An 18,110-nucleotide genomic window follows, 5' to 3' on the forward strand; every position below is an offset into this window, starting at 1 on the left:
ATATCTGACAACAAATGTAGACAGCGACCTGTTACACGAGGATCTGTCACTTCTGAAAAATAATTAGAGGTATTCATTTTGCAATGATAAACTTTTTAGAGGAATTTTGGTGCGGTCGCCCTGTATCCCCCGTCCAGCCCCCCACCAGTTGAAATGGCACGAATCGGAAATGGGCGTTGTCTTCCACTATGACCTCCATGTCTTTGACGGCATCAAATATGGCCAGGGCAACAACCGCGTCCAACCGATAGAAGATTACAATATCTTCAACCCTACCCAACTAAATACGGACCAGTGGGTACAGGCGGCAAAAGCAGCCGGGGCCAAGTTTGCCGTCCTGACGGCCACCCATGAGACGGGCTTTGCCATTTACCAGAGCGATATCAATCCCTATTGCCTGAAAGCCGTGAAATGGCGCGACGGGAAAGGGGACATCATCCGCGACTTTGTCAATTCATGTAGAAAATACGATATAATGCCGGGGATCTATGTCGGTATCCGGTGGAACTCACTTTTTGGCGTTCATAATTTCAAGGTACAGGGAGAAGGAGAGTTTGCCGCTAACCGTCAACAATGGTATAAGCATTTCTGCGAACGCATGGTTGAAGAACTTTGCAGCCGCTACGGTGATTTGTTTATGATCTGGTTTGACGGTGGCGCAGACGATCCGAAAGGCGACGGGCCAGACGTATTACCCATCGTCAGCAAGTATCAGCCGGAATGCCTTTTCTATCATAACGTAGACCGGGCGGATTTCCGCTGGGGCGGTTCCGAGACAGGTACGGTCGGTTATCCCTGCTGGTCTTCTTTCCCCTACCCTTACTCACACAGCAATAATACGGAAGGGAGCCGAAACCATAACGACCTGTTGAAACAGGGCGACAAGGATGGAAAATACTGGGTTCCGGCTATGGCAGATACTCCCTTGCGGGGTATGAACGGACGGCATGAATGGTTCTGGGAGCCGGATGACGAAAATACGGTTTACCCGGTTGAATCTTTAATGAATATGTATTATAAATCGGTCGGCAGGAATGCAACACTGATTGTCGGTCTGACACCCGATACAACAGGCCTGATTCCATCCGGCGACGTACAACGACTGAAAGAATGGGGCGACGAGATAAACCGCCGCTTCTCTTCCCCGCTTGCCTCTACCTCCGGACAAAAGAAAAGCCTGATACTAAAACTGGATAAGGCGCAACCGGTCAATCATTGCATTATCCAGGAGAACATCCGGAACGGTGAGCGTATCCGTCAATATAAAATAGAAGCCAAAGTAAACGGCAAATGGCAAACCGTTTGCGAAGGCGAATCAGTAGGGCACAAGCGTATCGAGCAATTCCCGACGGTAGAGGCTTCGGCTTTGCGCCTGACAATCTCTCAATCGGTAGCACAACCGGATATACGTAACTTCAGTGTTTTCAACGTCCAATAAATAAACAAATGAACTAAAATGATACGAGTATGAACAAGAGACTATTTCTATCACTGGCAACACTTCCGTTATTGGGAACAGCCGGGCAAGCTGAAGCGGCCAAACCGCAAGACCGGCCGAATATTATTCTCTTCTTGGTAGATGATATGGGCTGGCAAGATACTTCCCTCCCTTTCTGGAAGGAAAAGACACATTATAATGAAGTATACGAAACGCCTAACATGGAACGCCTCGCCCGCCAGGGTATGATGTTTACCCAGGCTTATGCTTCCAGTATCAGCTCGCCGAGTCGTTGCAGCCTCTATACCGGCATGAATGCAGGCCGTCACCGGGTAACGAACTGGACATACCCCAAAAACAAATCGACAGACCGGCAAAGCGATGTGCTGGAATTGCCGGACTGGAATGTAAACGGTATCTGTGAGGTCGCAGGCATCGAACATACTTACCAGGTTACCTCTATGGCTCAAATACTGAAAGATAACGGTTATCATACCATCCATTGCGGAAAAGCCCATTGGGGAGCGGTAGATACACCGGGAGAGAACCCGTATCATTTCGGATTCGAAGTAAACATTGCCGGACATGCCGGCGGTGGCCTTGCCAGTTATTTGGGAGAAGCCAATTTCGGTAACCGGACAGACGGCAAGCCGAGTCCCTGGTTCGCCGTTCCGGGCCTGGATAAATACTGGGGAAAGGATATCTTTATCTCCGAAGCCCTGACACGGGAAGCTACCAAAGCACTGGATAAAGCGCAACAATACGACCAGCCGTTCTTCCTTTACATGTCGCATTATGCCATTCATGTCCCGATAGACAAGGATATGCGTTTCTATCAGAAATATATCGACAAAGGGCTGGGAGAGAAAGAAGCCGCTTATGCCGCTTTGATAGAGGGAATGGACAAAAGTCTGGGCGATATCATGGATTATCTGGAGAAGAACAAGCTGGCGGATAACACGATCATCATCTTCATGTCCGACAACGGCGGTCTGGCTGCCGAACCGGAATGGCGCGACGGCAAACCTCATACCCAGAACTCCCCGCTAAACAGCGGTAAAGGCTCCGCTTACGAAGGCGGCGTTCGTGAACCGATGATCGTCAGTTGGCCGGGCAAGGTACAACCACAGACTAAATGCGACAAATACCTGATCATCGAAGACTTCTTCCCGACCATCCTTGAAATGGCCGAAATAAAGAAATACGAGACTATCCAGCCGATAGACGGCGTCAGCTTCATGCCGCTGCTAACCAATACCGGCGATCCCTCCAAAGGACGCAGCCTATACTGGAACTTCCCGAACCTTTGGGGCAACACAGGGCCGGGTATCGGAGCCACCTGCACAATCCGCCAGGGTGACTGGAAACTAATCTATTATTATGAGATAGGAAAGAAAGAGTTATTCAATATACCCGACGATATAGGCGAAAAGAATGACTTGTCCGCTTCCCGTCCCGACTTAATAAAAAAACTATCCAAAGACCTGGGCAAACAGTTACGAAAGATGGAGGCACAGCGCCCATCGTTTAAGGCAACCGGCAAACCTTGCCCCTGGCCGGATGAGATATAATTTTTAGCAGTTATTCCTGCACTCTTTCAATATTATATCCTATCTTTGCCTGTAACAAAATTATTTAACTATGAAGAACAGGCGTAAAACAAAAAGAATGTCCATACCTCTACAGGTACAACAGCTACAGAAAGAGGAAGCGAACATTCTCAAAGAGTTTGGAAAATATCTATTGGATATATCGAAACTAGTAATCGGAGGTGCTGTAATTACTACCGTTTTACAACTCAATACCGATAAGATTTTGGTGATAACAATAGCTGTTAGTATAGCAATTCTTTTATGTATTGCAGGGTTTTTAGTATTAACCTATAAAAAGAAATAAATATGGAACCTGCTATATTTTTATATCTCCTTTTAGGTGCGATTGCCATAGGAATTATTATTTTTGTTAAAACTCCAGCAGGCAAACGTTGGCTAGACAAATATAGTTAACTGGCAAATAAGATTCCAGGCACGGATCACACGATCTATTATCGCATGTGATCCGTGCCTGATTATTTATATAAACCTCTCCCTCTTCTGCAAATTCAGCAACCCGATCATCATCCACACAATGCCACCTATCAAAAGGAAAATACGGTTCTTTACGATCAACCCTTCCCAGATTACCGGCAGGAAGTTATCAGGTACTTTAAAAGGATTCAGGAGAATATTCCAAAATGAACGTTCTATTATTTCCATCTCACTCGTTATCAGAAGGAGAATAGCCAGAATAATCGTAAACACAGCCGTACCGTTACCGCTACGGGTGATGGTGGAGAGCATAAAGGCCAGATTCCCGAAAAAGACAAGGGGGAACATCAACTGGACAGACATCTCGAACGGATTGACCGGATACAACAATAATGTAGCCAGATAAGAAAAAGCCACCAGGATAAAAAATATAGCGACATAAATCATCAACAGGCGCACTCCCCAGACCTTATATTTGTAGTCAGGGATACCGAAAAGGATTTCCAGTATCCGGTTATCCTCATCATTCTGGATGCCGAATACGGCAGGATAGAATACCAGCAGGACACAAGGGAACATCAAAAGGTTATAGATCAGTCCTTCATTGATCTCTGCCCTATTCCAGGCTGCCTGGAACATGAAATAGGCAAAGAATGCGAATGCCGCCAGCAAGAACCAGATGAACTTGCCGGCGAAGATGATCTTCAGGTTATATTTTACCACCTTGGGTAATAAAGGTATCAATTGCTTTATCGTCATAACTATCTTTTTACAACATTAATCTACCACTTGAGTCTCATACCGCCTGACACTAGCATGAGGCTCATTGTCCGCTCTTCCCTTCCATATTTTTCAGCAAGCAGAGATAAGCATCTTCCAGGTTCGGCTCTACCTCTACGGCTCCCTCATAAGGCGAGCCGACAGACAAGTAACGCACCTGTATCGTATCTCCATCCTGTATATGATGAATCACCATCGTTTTATCCAGCACCTGTTCGAACGACTCACGGTCGATATGGAACTGCCAGACCTTACCGGTAGCCATGTCTACCATATCGGTCGGATCGCCGAAGTATTTCAGCTCGCCTTTGTTGATAACCACCACCTGGCTGCATGAACTGGAAATATCTTCGATAATATGCGTGGAGAAGATCACGATACGATCTTTACTCAACTCTACCAGCAGGTTACGGAAACGGATACGTTCACGCGGGTCGAGACCGGCTGTTGGCTCATCCACCACCAGAATACGGGGAAGATGAAGCAGGATGAGGGCTATACCGATACGCTGTTTCATACCGCCGGAGAAAGAACCGATCTTGTCGTCTTTCCGTTCATACATATGAACTGCTTTCAATACATATTCCAGACGTTCTTCCCTCAACCTATTATCGGTAAGCCCTTTCAGGATCGCCTGATAATCGAGAAACTCCCAGGAAGACATATTCTCGTAAGTTCCGAACTCTTGCGGAAGGAAACCGATCAGGCTCTGCAATTCCTCCCGGTAAATGCGGGTATCCAGTCCATTGATCCAGATGCTGCCGTAACTCTGTTCCAGGATACCGCAGATAATACGCATCAGAGTTGATTTGCCGGCGCCATTAGGTCCCAGCAGACCGAACATTCCCGTACGGATCTCAAAAGATACGCCTCGCAAGGCTTTGAAAGGCCTGCGCTGTTTCCCGATCAACGGAATCCCTTTGACCATACGGAACCAGGAACGGCGAAGTCCGGCCAGCCGTCCTTTGATACGTTCTATATTGACATTCTTTTCATACAAGTATTGCGAAGAAACATATACGGCAATACAGAAGGCCCACAGAAGGCCCACAACGGAAATCAGTCCGGTATTATCCATCTTCCGGAACAGAACAAACAGAATGATCGGAGGAATACTCCAGAATATCAAACGGTTTATATATTTCACCCGCTTATTTTCCCCGAAACGGTAGAACAGGTATTGACGAACCTTCCGCCACAGATAAAGGATCGTGGCATAGATGGCAAACGACAACAGGAATATCCACAGCCTGTTATTGATGAAGAACCAGGTGAAATACATACCGAAAAGCAACATACCGAACTGCCACAGAACGTTGACAAAGTCTCTCAGCGAACGATATTCATTGCTCAATCCCAGATGCCGGCGGATATTCAGGCCGCTATTCCACTGACGGCTGATACGTCCCGGCCAGTCGTATATCTTCACCAGATTGCGGACAGAGATATGTATATCTTCCCCGGGATCGATTACTTTCGAACGGGCACGCCTCAAACTGGTCTGAGCAAAATAAGTCACTCCCGGAATACCGAAAACCAGAAGAACCATGTAAACAGACTGCCACAGCATCCCGTCGGCATACAACCAGATACCAACAACACCCAACAGGAACAGTATCAGATGGAACACCCATATTTTAGGAGACAGGCCCCGATACCACTGCAAGGTATTCTCCAATCCCATACAAACAGTCGGTATCAGGATCAGCGTCAGCAACGCAGAGAATGTCAGCCCGCCGATCACCGTAATGGCAAACGGTGCACCGATAGCACCTGCATATTCCGAATCGCCCATCGCCAACGGGAACATGGCGACAATTGTCGTTATCGACGTAATCAAGATCGGGCGGATACGTGACAAGCCAGCCGTCATCAATGCCCTGTTACGCCTGTAACCTCGTTTGCGGAGGATATTGGAATAGTCTATCAGGATGATACCGTTATTCACGACCACGCCCAACAGGATCAGGAAACCGGTCAGCGTATTCGCATTCAGCAGGCTATTGCTTGTCAGCAACAACGCCAGCAAAGAACCGATAGCAGCCAGCGGAATCGAGAAAAGCAGGACAAAAGGCGTCACCAGCGATTCAAAGACAGAGGCCAGTATCATAAAGATAAGGATGAAAGCTGCCAGTATCAGGAACTTAAAGTCTGCAAACTCATCTTCTTCATGGAACACCTCCACGGCAACCCCCGACGGCAGATTATAATTGGCAACCAACTGGTCGATATCCGAGCGATACCCCTCGAGCAGGTCTTTCGACGATTGTACGTCTTTGGAGAAATTATAGAACACCTCTATCTGTTTATCCTGGTTGACCCGCATGATACGGGTACGTCCACGGCCATAATTGACAGAAGCCAAGTCCTGCAAATCATGCAGTCCTCCGTTAGCATTCTGTATCTGTACGCGGCGCAGGTCATCGACGGTTTTGTCTTTCTTTTCCGTCTCCGCCTCTTCTTCCTCAGTCTCTTCGTCGCCGGGGATATCGTTACGGATGATGATATCGTAGGTATCCTCTCCGATCTTGAAAGAGGTACCCGAAGAATACTCCGGATTAAGCGCCGCCAGCCCGGAGGAAATATTGGCACGGGTAATCTCGTATGAAGTCAGCAGGATCGGATCGAAATCGAGATGTATTTCAGGCTGCCGGCGGTTATAGGAGACGCGCGAACCACGGATAAACTCCTGTTCATCGAGGTAATAGCGGAAATCTTCGGCTACCAGTTGCATCACATCGAAATCGGAACCTTTTATCACGATCCGTTCACGGTTCTCGCCGATACCCAGCAGACGCATGAAATTACCCAGGCCGGCCATGGCCCCTCCTCCTGCGCCACCACCTCCGCCGCCACCCGACATCGATTCCTCCACAGAGATTTCCGCTCCCTGAATATTGGATACGGTGGCCTGCACCGTGGCTTTATATTCAGCCATTTTACTTCCCGCCTTCTTCACAAAGTCATCGGTGAAGTTAAGCGTGAGGACGGCATTCTTTTCATTTATACGACTGATCAAGTCTTTCCTGCCGGGAAAACTGTCCAGGCGCGCTTCGATCACCTTCACCAGTTTATCCGCATTATCGAGCGTACTGCCCGTCGGCATCGTCACATAGATATTAATACGGTCGGTATTCACATCTTTCATCTGCTGCACATTCATGTAGATGGAAAGGATCAGGGTGACGAACAGGACGATGATCGCCCCAAAGATCGTTACCCCCGGATTCCGCATACATGTTTTCAGCAAAACCAGGTAAACCTGTACAGGACGCTGTACAATCGAGACCTTTTCATAAAAGACGCTCTGCCCATTTTTCTTCCTCAGCAGCAGGTAAGTTGCCATCGGGATGAACAGCAGGGCGACAAATAGCGAGATAGTCAGGGTAGAGATAATCGAAACACCGATATGATGACCGATCAGCTTGATCATAAAGTTGTCGGAGAAGACAAAAGGAAGGAAGACTGTCACCGTCGTCAGCGTAGCCGCCACGATAGAACGCCATACCTCCTTTGTACCCTGTGTAACGGAACGTTCGGGCGTACAACCGGAAGCTGAGAGGCGGTAGATATTTTCAAGCACCACCACACTATTGTCGAGCAGCATCCCGATTGCCAGTGCCATCCCCACCAGCGTCAGGCTGTTGATCGTTATCCCAAAGGCATAGAAGAAATTAAATGCCGTATAAACGGATATAGGGATTGAAAGGGCAATAAAAAATACCAGCCGCAGGTTCTTCAGGAACAGCCAGAGAATCAGTATGGCCAGCAGACCGCCCACTAAGGCGAGATTGATGATCTGGTCGATATTATTCTCCATCGTCTCTGCCGTATTCTCCTGCACCACCACTTCCACATCGAGATAAGCCAGCTTCTCGTTCAGCCGGTCGATTGCCTCGACGGCCCGGTGCGACAAGTCGATCAGGTTCGCCTGCGAATCGCTCATCAAGGCGACCGATACCGCATCTTTTCCGTTCACACGGCTATAGGAAGTCTCTTCCTTCAGGTCGAAAAAGACGGTGGCTACATCTTTCAGCAGTACAGGACCGGGGGCGACCACGATATTCTCCAGGTCGGACACCTTCGAATAAAGAGCATTGACATGGATAAAGTATTTGCTGTCCGGTTCATTGGCAAAGCCGACAAAGGCCTTATCCTGCGTGTTCTGTGTCAGCAGGCCGCTGATGGAAGACGGTGTCAGGTTCAACGCCTTGCAAGCCTCAGGGTTGAGGCGTATCTCGATCGCTTTCTCCCGGCCGCCGTAGATATTGACGGAAGCGACCCCGTCCACATTCTCCAAGTCGGAACGGATCTCCTTATCCACAATATTACGTACCCTGTCGACACCGCCCGAACCGCGCACCTGCAAAACCATAAAGTTATTGGCCATCTGGCCGACATCGACCTTCTGCAACTGCACATTGAAGCCGTCGGGGAAAGTGGCTGCCAGCTCGTTCACCTTCTCCTGTAGTTTCAGGGAGGTGATCTTGAAGTTCACCGTGTTTTTGAAATCTATCTGTATGGTAGACTGGCGGCTGTCGACGGTGGATTGTATCTTATCCACCCCTCCGATCGAACTGATCGCTCCTTCAAGCGGAATAACGATTTCCGATTCCACGTACGAAGGGTCCATATCCTGCTGGGACGAAACCTGTACGAACAGCATCGGCAGTTCGGCATTGGGCAATAACTCCACCGGCAACTGCTTATACGACACGTAACCAAGCATGGTCAGTGCGATAAACAGCATACAGATCGTTATTCTTCTATGTAGTAGAAAGTTCATGCTTTTCTGTTATTTACGCCTATTTTTACCTTTTCCAATATATAATAGACACATGGTATCACCATCAAACTCATTAAAGTAGATGTCACCAACCCTCCGATCACGGCAATAGCCATCGGCGAACGCAACGAAGCGCCTTCGCCAAAGCTGAACGTCATCGGAAGCAGGGCAAGTATCGTAGTGAGCGTTGTCATGATGATCGGACGGATACGTTGTTGTCCGGCCTGTACGATGGCATCTGTCAAGCCGGTTCCGTCTGCTTTCAACTGGTTGATACGGTCTACGAGGATGATCGAGTTGTTCACCGCGATACCTACCAGCATCACGATACCGATCACTCCCATCATATTGATCGTCGTGCCGGTCAGGAAGAACAACAGGATAGCACCTACCACCGCCAGTGGAATTGTCAGCAGGATCGTGAAAGGATGCAGCAGCGATTCGAACTGCGAAGCCAGCACCATATACACCAGGATGACCGACAGGGCAAGGGCAAACAGCAGGCTGTTCATCGACTCCTGACGCTTCTCCTCTTCTCCGGTTACCGTAACCGAATAGTTGACCGGCAGTTCGATGCCTTTCACCGCCTGACGGATTTCTTCCGCCACCTTGTCCAGCGACTTACCGGCATCCATATTGGCCATTACCTTGCTGATGCGGTTCTGATTACGGCGGTATATTTCTTTCGGGGCCTGCGATTCGCCAAAGGTGGCTATCTCACGCAGGCGAAACTCCTGTTCGCCATTCTTGATCACCAGGTCGCCCAGGGCACGCAGCGGAATATCAGGAACCTTAATGACAATATCGCGCATCTCTCCGCGATATTCCATCTTTCCGGCTTCTTTCCCGCTGAGTTGTTGTTTCAATTGTTCGATGACAGTCGATACACTCAGGTTGTTGATACCCGCGATCGTCCGGTTGATGGAAATCGTTATCTCCGGAGCACCGTCTTCAATGGAAGATACAATATTATAGAGGCCCGATACCTCCTGCATCCGGCTTTTCACTTCTTCCGTAATATCGGCTATTTCATCCAGCTCTTCCCCTTTCACCTCAACGACGATAGGGGCACCTTCGCTACCCAGCAACGAGCTGAGAGAATTTTCCTCCTGTTTGATGGTCAGTTCCAGTCCGTCAGGATTCTCCGCCGTATGAACAAACTGTTCGATAACAGCCTCGGGAGCTACCCGGCACTCGGAGGAAAGGACTACTTTCATCATTGCCGTGTTCTCTCCTTCGAAGATGGCATTCTCCGAACCGCTACCCTCGCCGATATGGCTGTAAACGGTCAGCAGGCTATCGCCCGTAATGGTATAAAGCAATTCTTCCAGGTTCGCCACCGCCGAAGAAGTACGTTCCAGTTTTGTCCCTTCCGGCATCTTCACCACAACAGTAAAAGCTTTACTTTCCATGCGCGGCATAAACTCCGTCCCAATGAAAGGAAGCAGAAAAACCGTCAGCACCATCAACCCGACTGCCGCCGAAATGACAATCCAGCGATGCCCGATCAGGCTACGTAACAAATTGCTGTACCCTAACAACTGAATACCTCTTCCCGTCTCATTACCAGCTTCTTTTTTAGCATCCGATGGTATCCGGTTCCCCTCTCGAGAGGGGGCAGGGGGTGTGTTCATCAACCTGTCATACAACATCGGTATCACCAAAATAGCCACAAACAACGACGACACCAGCGAGAACGTCACGGTCCAGGCCTGGTCCTTAAACAATTCCCCCGACGCCCCATGCAGGTAAACGATCGGCAGGAAAACCACAATAGTCGTCAGTGTCGAGGCAATAACAGCCCCCGCCACCTCCGACGTTCCCGTAATAGCCGCTTCACGTATGGACAACCCTTTCTCCTGGTTCCGGAAGATGCTTTCGATAACGACAATAGCATTATCCACCAACATACCGGCTCCCAGAGCCAAACCTCCGAGCGTCATAATATTCAGTGTAAGCCCGTTAAAGAACATCAGGTTGAAAGTAGCGACAATCGAAATAGGAATCGCCATACTGACAATCAGCGTCGTCCCGAACCGGCGAAGGAAAACGAACAGCACGACAACCGCCAGGACGATACCCAGCACGGCACTGTCTTTCACCTCCCCGATCGCATTCTTGATAAACGTACCCTGGTTGGTTATCACTTTAAACTGATAACCGGGCAACGCCTGTTCGATAACACCCAGCTGACGGGATACACCGTCCACCACCTTCACGGTGTTATAACGCATTTCTTTATAGATCGAAAGTCCTATGCTACGTTTGCCGTTGATACGAACAATATTGTCGGGGCGGGCATTTTCAAAAGTTACGGTAGCGACTTCCCGCAGGAAAAGCGGAGCCTTGTTGCCCGAAGCCGTTGCCGCACCGGCGGAAGCATTCGTGCCTGTTTCCTGTTTAGCCACCTGTTTATAACCGACTATCAGGTTCTCGAAATCTTCTTCCGAACCGAACAGACTGGAACTTTTCACCAGATACTGCAAGCCCAGTTCACTGACACGGCCTCCCGATATGCTCTGATTGTTTGCTTCAATACGGGAAGCAATATCTTCTATCTTCAGACCGAAAGCATCGAGTTTATAAGGATCGGTGCGGATTGTCAGGGTACTCTCCTCCTGTCCCGACAACGTTACCTCGGCAACGCCTTCCAACCGGATCAGTTCGTTGCGAATATAGCTTTCCGCCACTTTCCGGAGCTCCGCCATATCGGTTATATTCTGATGGGACATTCCGATCAGGATAACCGGTGACTGGTTCGGATCATGTTGTGTGATCTTCAACTCGGTGATATCTTTATTCTGGGCAAACGGATTCATCGCTTTCTGCAAGTCGAGGAAAGCCTCATCCATGTCTTTTGTCCAGGTATATTCCACTGTGATACGGGCCGAACCGGCTTTAACAACCGACGAAACCTGCGTGACATCGCTCTGACGGATAGCCATCGACTCCATGTTCTTCACAAACTGCTTCTCGATCTCTTCCGGCGGACGCTCGCCGGCCTTCAACTCGATAAACAGCCGGGGATTATTCAGGTCGGGCAGCAGGTCAACACTCAGCTGGTCGTAGGAAATCTTTCCCAACAGCAGGATGGCCAGCACGACCATACAAATAGTGACCGGATTGCTTACCGCAAATTTGACAATGTTCTTCATAATAATCGGTTCACATTTTTCTATTTCTGTACTTTCACCTTACTGTTCTCCTTCATTGTTTCAAAGCCTTTGGTGACAAGGTTGTCGTTTTCGCGAAGGCCTTCCAGTACCTCGATATTGTTCTCGTCTTCCATTCCGGTCTTGATATTCCGCAGGATAGCCGTATTCTTATCCACTATAAACACAAATTTACGGCGACGGTTGGATTGTACCACGTCTTTCGGAATAATGATAGCGCTGTCGGCCCTGTCAACGACGATATCCGCCTTGACGAACATTCCCGGACGCAGTTTCAGGTCATTGTTCTGTATCAGCACTTTTCCCTTGAATGTGCGTGTTTCCGTACTGATAGCCGGCGAAAGTTCACTGATCACTCCCTTCAATGTATCTTCCGGCAATGTATAATGCGTAATAAATACAGGCTGATCCGATTTAACATAACTGATGGCACTTTCCGGCAGGTTGACATCCATGTACATCCGGGCATAATCCATAATACCCACCATCGGTTTTCCCTGTTCTACCCGCACATCAGTCGTGTAATGAGGCAGATCGACAATAACACCGTCGAAAGGAGCCTTTATATTCATCTTCTCCAGATTGATCCGGGCATTCTCGAGGTCATAACGGGCATTCGTCACTTTCACTTCGGTATTACGCATTTCACTCAGGGTCACACCGCCTTTTTCATAAAGGGCTTTCTGTTTCGACTGTTCCTGTTCCGCTATTTCCAGACTCAATTCCTTGGCATCTATGGCAATACCGTTCTCATATTCCTTATCTTCCAGATGGATAATCAGCTGTCCTTTAGAGACCAGGTCGCCCAGTTTGAAAGGTCTTCCTGTCTTCGGGTTGATCTGGAGTTTGTACAAACCGCTCATTTCCGAGTTAAGATCGACACCATACGTAGGTTGTGCCGTCCCGGTCGTGTTAATCAGTTTACTGATAGAACCTTTTTTCAGTTCTGTTACCGAAACCGGTGTGGCTATATCGCTGGGAGGATTCTGCGGCTGGTTGTTACAACCGGTTGTTACTATGGCTAGTAATACAAGAGATACAAAGGTATGACTATACTGTTTCATGGCTAATTATTTTTCTGATATAAAGTCTTTCATCGGAACGATCGGAGCATTCAGCTCGAAGTCGTACAAGGAAAGTATTTTAAGATTCAACAATTCGATCTTGTAATTGATCAGGGCTTGTGTATAAGAGATCTTCTTATTCGACAACTGTGTCTGAAACTGACTCATTTCCATTCCGGTCAAATCACCTTCACGATAACGGGTCAGGTTCAGATCGTATGTACGCTGTGCATTCAGCACGTTCTGTTCGGCAATCTCTATCTGTGTCCGTAAGTTTTCCAGGCTACGCCATACTTGGCGGATATTCAATTCGATATCGACTTTATCTTCATGGAAATCAAGTTTGTTGATATTCTGAGCCACTTTCTGCGCACGGACACGGGCCTTCTTTTCTCCCCAGTCGAAGATGGGCACCGTAAAACTGATTGCCACCCGCGGGTTCTGTGTCGGGTTTTCATAGATATTCTGGAAACGTTTGTTGTCACCTATCAAACCAAAAGAGAGTGAGATATCTCCCTTAAATTCATTCAGTGCCTTCGTCTTGATCATATCGAAACCAAGTTCATCACTTTCAATTTCCCGCTGGCGAAGCTCCAGGCGCGATTGCAGACCGTGATCTATCGCTTGCCGGAGGTTAACATCGATCGGTTTGATATCTATCTCGGCAAAAACCATCAAGTCGTCATCCAGGTTCATACCCAACGCCTGTTTTAATTTATCCTTTGCATTCTCCAGGGAGACTTGCTGTTCTTCTACCGAAGAGCGGGCGGTTGCCAGGTTCAGTTCCGCCTGAAACAGTTCGTCTTTGGCTGACAAGTCAGCTTCTACCTTATTCTTTATAATATCGTAGCTTTGCTGGGCATTCACCAATTCTTCGCGGGTAATAGCCAACTGACTTTGCGCCATATAAACACTATAGAATTGGTTGGTGATGTCTTTTTCGGTATTCAAGCGTTGGAGAGCATAGCTGATATGGGCATTCTCGTAATCATACTCGATCTGTTTCAACTCCATCTTCCGCTTATTGTAAGTAAAAATTGGTTGCGAGAGTTGCAGATAGAGGTTGTTGTTAAACGCCTTATTACTATTCTTGTCGCCGTCGATATTCGAATTATTATCCTGCCAGCCGAACGTATTTATCAACGAAATCTCACCATCCGTCCACAAGATAGGCTGGTCCACCCGGAAAGTTCCGCTGGTACTGAGTTTTTCGTTTGTATACCATTGCGACAAACGATTGTCGAAACTCCTGTTCTTACTATAATCCAGGGGATTCAGGTTCAGTGAGAATTTGGATTTAAGGGAAGCCCGCTGGGCTATCAGCGTTTCCTGATACCGGTCCAGGTTCATGTGCGAACGGCGCAGGGTCGGACTGTTCTCTTCTGCTATATCCAATGCCTTCTCGATGGTCAGCGACAGTTGTCCGTGGGAAAACAGAGGGATTCCCGACAGGAGAACAACCACAAGGATCATCTTTTTCATCCATACTAACTCTCTTTGCATATAAGTAGACTGTTTTAATGATTATCGTTTTACCAGTTTGACGGCATCGGCCGTTACACTTCTTAATTTACATTCATTCGTCAAGGTAATGTAAGCCGTATCGGCCACAAAATAATAGACGCCCAGCTGTTCCCATCCTTCATTCGCTTTCCGGAGGTCGATATACGCTTCTTCGCTTTCTTCCCCCTGCCTGATCCTGAAACGATATTCCCCCTGGGCCCGGTCATTATACCGGAGTTCGTTATCCTTACTCACATAATAATAGGCATCATAGGTACCTTCCGACGGGACAGGAATCTTCCACATCGCCGTCTGGCTACCATTGCCACTCTTTACCACATACGCCGAACGGATATATTTACCGTAATAATTTGCATTGGTGGTTGCCGTCCACTCCAACGGAGGCCGCCAACTCGAGACACCCGCATACTTGAACGAAGTATCCTCAACCTTATCCAGCCATTTGGGTAACAACCCCACTACATCCGGCGCAGAGAGGATAAACAATGTACTGTCCTCATTATCCACAATAATTTCTCCCTCCGTCCCGAAAGAAGAAGCGGAAATTATAAAATCGCCTTCTGCATCTATATTCTGCCTTCTCTCCTGTCTGATATTTCCGACAGGCTGATTGATCACACTCGGCAAATTACCGGATATCAAGGTATTGACGGTTACATCACGGGGAGCATCCTCCCAAACGGATACCAGTTCCTTTGTCTGATGAGCTTCCAACGGAATCTTCCGGCTGGTACGCGGATCGATATCATTCTGGTTGCTTCTTCCGACTCCCTGAATATCGATATGTATAATTCCATCATAATCCGAATTATTGCTGACCTGCATTTTCAGGACAAAAGATTCCTGCCCCCGGTTAGTGATTTTTGTCACTTCCGGTCGTCCCAGACTATAAATAGGCAGAGGCGTAGGATGCGACCATTCCTCCAATCCCGACCGGATATCCGACCGGCTGACCATTCCTAATGTATCCAGCAGGCTTTCAAACTGGATGTTCCGGAAAGTATTCCGTTCGAGTAATGTATAAAGCGAATCCCTGAATGCATTCACCCCGATATTGATCTCAGGAATAGCAAACAACCGATAAGTCTTTAAACTGATAATATTCTCCAGTAAATCACGGTATTCCACATTACCCAGCAACTCCTTAAAGGTTTGCTTTTCCATCAGAAGGCTGGCTTTTTCATTGTTACTGATGCCATTGATCTCACGCTCCCAGCCATAGTTATCCGATTTCTTTTGTAGATACAACTCAATCGCAGTATTAGCGACCGGCCATTCGGGGGAAAAGATATTGTAACGGTAATTATACAGTTGCGGGAACAGGAAATAAGGGTTTGCCTGCGAACTGATATTATAATTACCACGGCCGCTGGAAGAGAAATTATAGTTTCCTTCCGGCCGCTGGAATATCCAGAAAAAGTTGTTCAGCGTGCGTATCTTTGCCTCTTCTTCCGTTATCTCACGTCCTCCCCGCTTCGACCATTTCACCTGGTTGCGCCACATCTTGTCCACGTCCAGCTGGCCGAACATACATCCTTTTTCCGGGAACAGGACCATCTCGGGCTGTACAGCTTCCTGAGCCTGCGACCAGGCACGGGTATAGGTGGAGAACTGAACAGGCACTTCCACGATCGAGAAGCGGCTGAACGGATAACTCAGTTTATAGTTACGTTCCAGATTATCTCTCATATTACGGATAAAGCTGGGAATGGTATCGAGTATGGAATCGAAAGTAGCCGTATAATAATCGTTTCCCTCAATGTGCCAGATACTATATAATGTACTGTCCGATTCCAGACTTTGCTGTTTGTACTTACCCACAATCACGGAAATTGCCTGTGCCGGATATTCGGAGACAAACGAATAAACGCCGTCCTCTCCTTTCACTCCCTCCCCTTGCGAAAGCGGAGTGAGACCCGGAAGCGTTTTCACCCGCAAACCGAATTTGCTGAAATAAGTCTGCTGCCAGTCTGGACTCACATTGCTGTAGGAGGTTCCGGGACGCGGATACCAGTATGTTTCAGGAGTGAACAACAGATAATCCGGTGTCTGAAATGCATATTGCTTATCTATATTAAACAGGAAATCCCTGCGCTCTTTCTGCAAAATCTCTGCCGGAATATCCAGGTAACAGAACTTGCTGTCGATCTTCCCGCTATACCTGATAGAGAAAGATACCGTATCGCCAGGTAAAACCTCCTCACCGAAATCGACCAGCAATATCTGATTATCCCTCTTGAAATCAAGAGGCTTCCCTCCTCTTTTTATTTCCTCCACCTGCAAACCGGGATTCAGGCAAAAAGTGAAAACAGTCGCCGGCTGCAAAGCCATCCCTTTCATTTCCACCTCCGAAACCACCCGTTCCGGTTGCTGTTCGAGTGATATATCGTATTGATTGATTATCATCTTGGGAGTATTCACATACTTATTATTGATCTCGGTGTAAAGGATACGCACCTCCCCTTCTCCCAGGATGGAATGAACATGTTTATATCCGGCCGCCCCACTTATCAGCAGCATACAGAACGAAAGGAACAGCCACGGATAATTACTGCGTGACGAATTGGGCAACCGCCTGAACAGAAAGATCGTAAAAAAGATAAAAGCCAGTCCGGCAAAGAAATAGATCGCCCGGTGATTCAATACAACTTCCAGATTGGTAAAGCCCACGATAGTCGATTTAACCAGCGGCAAACTATAAGCCATATAATCGAACAGGTAATAAAACTTATCGCAGATATAAAACAATGTCAACCCGATATATCCCAATAAGATAATAAAGGTCAGCGCCTGATTTTTCAGTACCAGCATCAGGAAGATGGACAATCCGATGATAAAGATCAGTGTCGGAATACTTATCAGCAGGAAATAAACCGGATACGACAGCCAGTCTACCGACATGCCCGATCCTATAAAATTAAATATCAGAGCCATTCCCATGACGATCAGGTTCAGTATCAGGAAAACCCGCAGGTTTCCCCATATCTTTCCGATCACATATTCCGCATTGCTCAACGGACGGACATAAAAGACTTCCGAAGTATCCAGCTTCTTATCCCTTTTCAAAAACTCCGAAGCAAGGAATATCGATATGACTGCCTGCCCGGTATTCAGTAAAAGCAGGTTCAGGTAAGGGAGATTGGAAGGGAGCGCTTTCAACATCCACATGCCTCCGCCATTGTCGGCAACCAACATACCAAAGTCAAAGAATCCGAGTATCAGAAGAGCCAGCACGGTAAACACCTTAAAGAACCAGCTTCGGATCAATATCTTGCTTTCGTATTTTGCTACCGATTGTATATTGTTGACAAACGACAT

Annotated in this window: 9 protein-coding genes; 3 read left to right on the forward strand and 6 right to left on the reverse strand. The window is 47.7% G+C overall.

The window, feature by feature from the left end:
- Nucleotides 1-109: 109 nt before the first annotated feature.
- From NBH15_RS02060 to NBH15_RS02070, 3 genes are all read left to right on the forward strand, one after another.
- Nucleotides 110-1,438 carry an alpha-L-fucosidase gene (locus NBH15_RS02060; protein WP_350472257.1) on the forward strand — a complete coding sequence of 443 codons (1,329 nt, stop codon included), beginning with the start codon at nt 110-112 and terminating at the stop codon, nt 1,436-1,438.
- Between the two features lie 29 nt (nt 1,439-1,467).
- Nucleotides 1,468-3,009 (forward strand): sulfatase, encoded by a 1,542-nt coding sequence (locus NBH15_RS02065; protein WP_250821879.1) that lies wholly within the window; start codon nt 1,468-1,470, stop codon nt 3,007-3,009.
- Nucleotides 3,010-3,079: 70 nt separating this feature from the next.
- Nucleotides 3,080-3,334, forward strand: coding sequence for a DUF6722 family protein (locus NBH15_RS02070; protein WP_128133381.1), 255 nt, complete (start codon nt 3,080-3,082; stop codon nt 3,332-3,334).
- A 176-nt stretch (nt 3,335-3,510) separates the two neighbouring features.
- On the opposite strand, the gene NBH15_RS02075 is transcribed toward NBH15_RS02070, so the two are convergent.
- The 6 genes from NBH15_RS02075 to NBH15_RS02100 form a co-directional block, all read right to left on the reverse strand.
- On the reverse strand, nt 3,511-4,224 hold the full coding sequence (locus NBH15_RS02075) for a hypothetical protein (RefSeq protein ID WP_009860435.1): 714 nt from the start codon (nt 4,222-4,224) through the stop codon (nt 3,511-3,513).
- A 64-nt stretch (nt 4,225-4,288) separates the two neighbouring features.
- Nucleotides 4,289-9,031: an efflux RND transporter permease subunit gene (locus NBH15_RS02080; RefSeq protein ID WP_250821880.1), complete on the reverse strand. Its 4,743-nt coding sequence runs from the start codon at nt 9,029-9,031 to the stop codon at nt 4,289-4,291.
- Nucleotides 9,028-12,186, reverse strand: a complete 3,159-nt coding sequence (locus NBH15_RS02085) for an efflux RND transporter permease subunit (protein WP_128133382.1) — start codon at nt 12,184-12,186, stop codon at nt 9,028-9,030. The genes NBH15_RS02080 and NBH15_RS02085 overlap by 4 nt, the downstream gene beginning before the upstream one ends.
- Before the next feature lie 20 nt (nt 12,187-12,206).
- Nucleotides 12,207-13,268, reverse strand: coding sequence for an efflux RND transporter periplasmic adaptor subunit (locus NBH15_RS02090; RefSeq protein ID WP_250821881.1), 1,062 nt, complete (start codon nt 13,266-13,268; stop codon nt 12,207-12,209).
- Nucleotides 13,269-13,274: 6 nt separating this feature from the next.
- Entirely contained in the window at nt 13,275-14,771 is a 1,497-nt protein-coding gene (locus tag NBH15_RS02095) for a TolC family protein (protein ID WP_009860439.1), read from the reverse strand.
- A 21-nt stretch (nt 14,772-14,792) separates the two neighbouring features.
- A complete protein-coding gene (locus tag NBH15_RS02100) occupies nt 14,793-18,110 on the reverse strand; it encodes a golvesin C-terminal-like domain-containing protein (RefSeq protein ID WP_250821882.1) in 3,318 nt (1,105 codons plus the stop codon).

It is taken from the genome of Parabacteroides caeci (genome assembly GCF_023656795.1).
Taxonomy (GTDB): domain Bacteria; phylum Bacteroidota; class Bacteroidia; order Bacteroidales; family Tannerellaceae; genus Parabacteroides; species Parabacteroides segnis.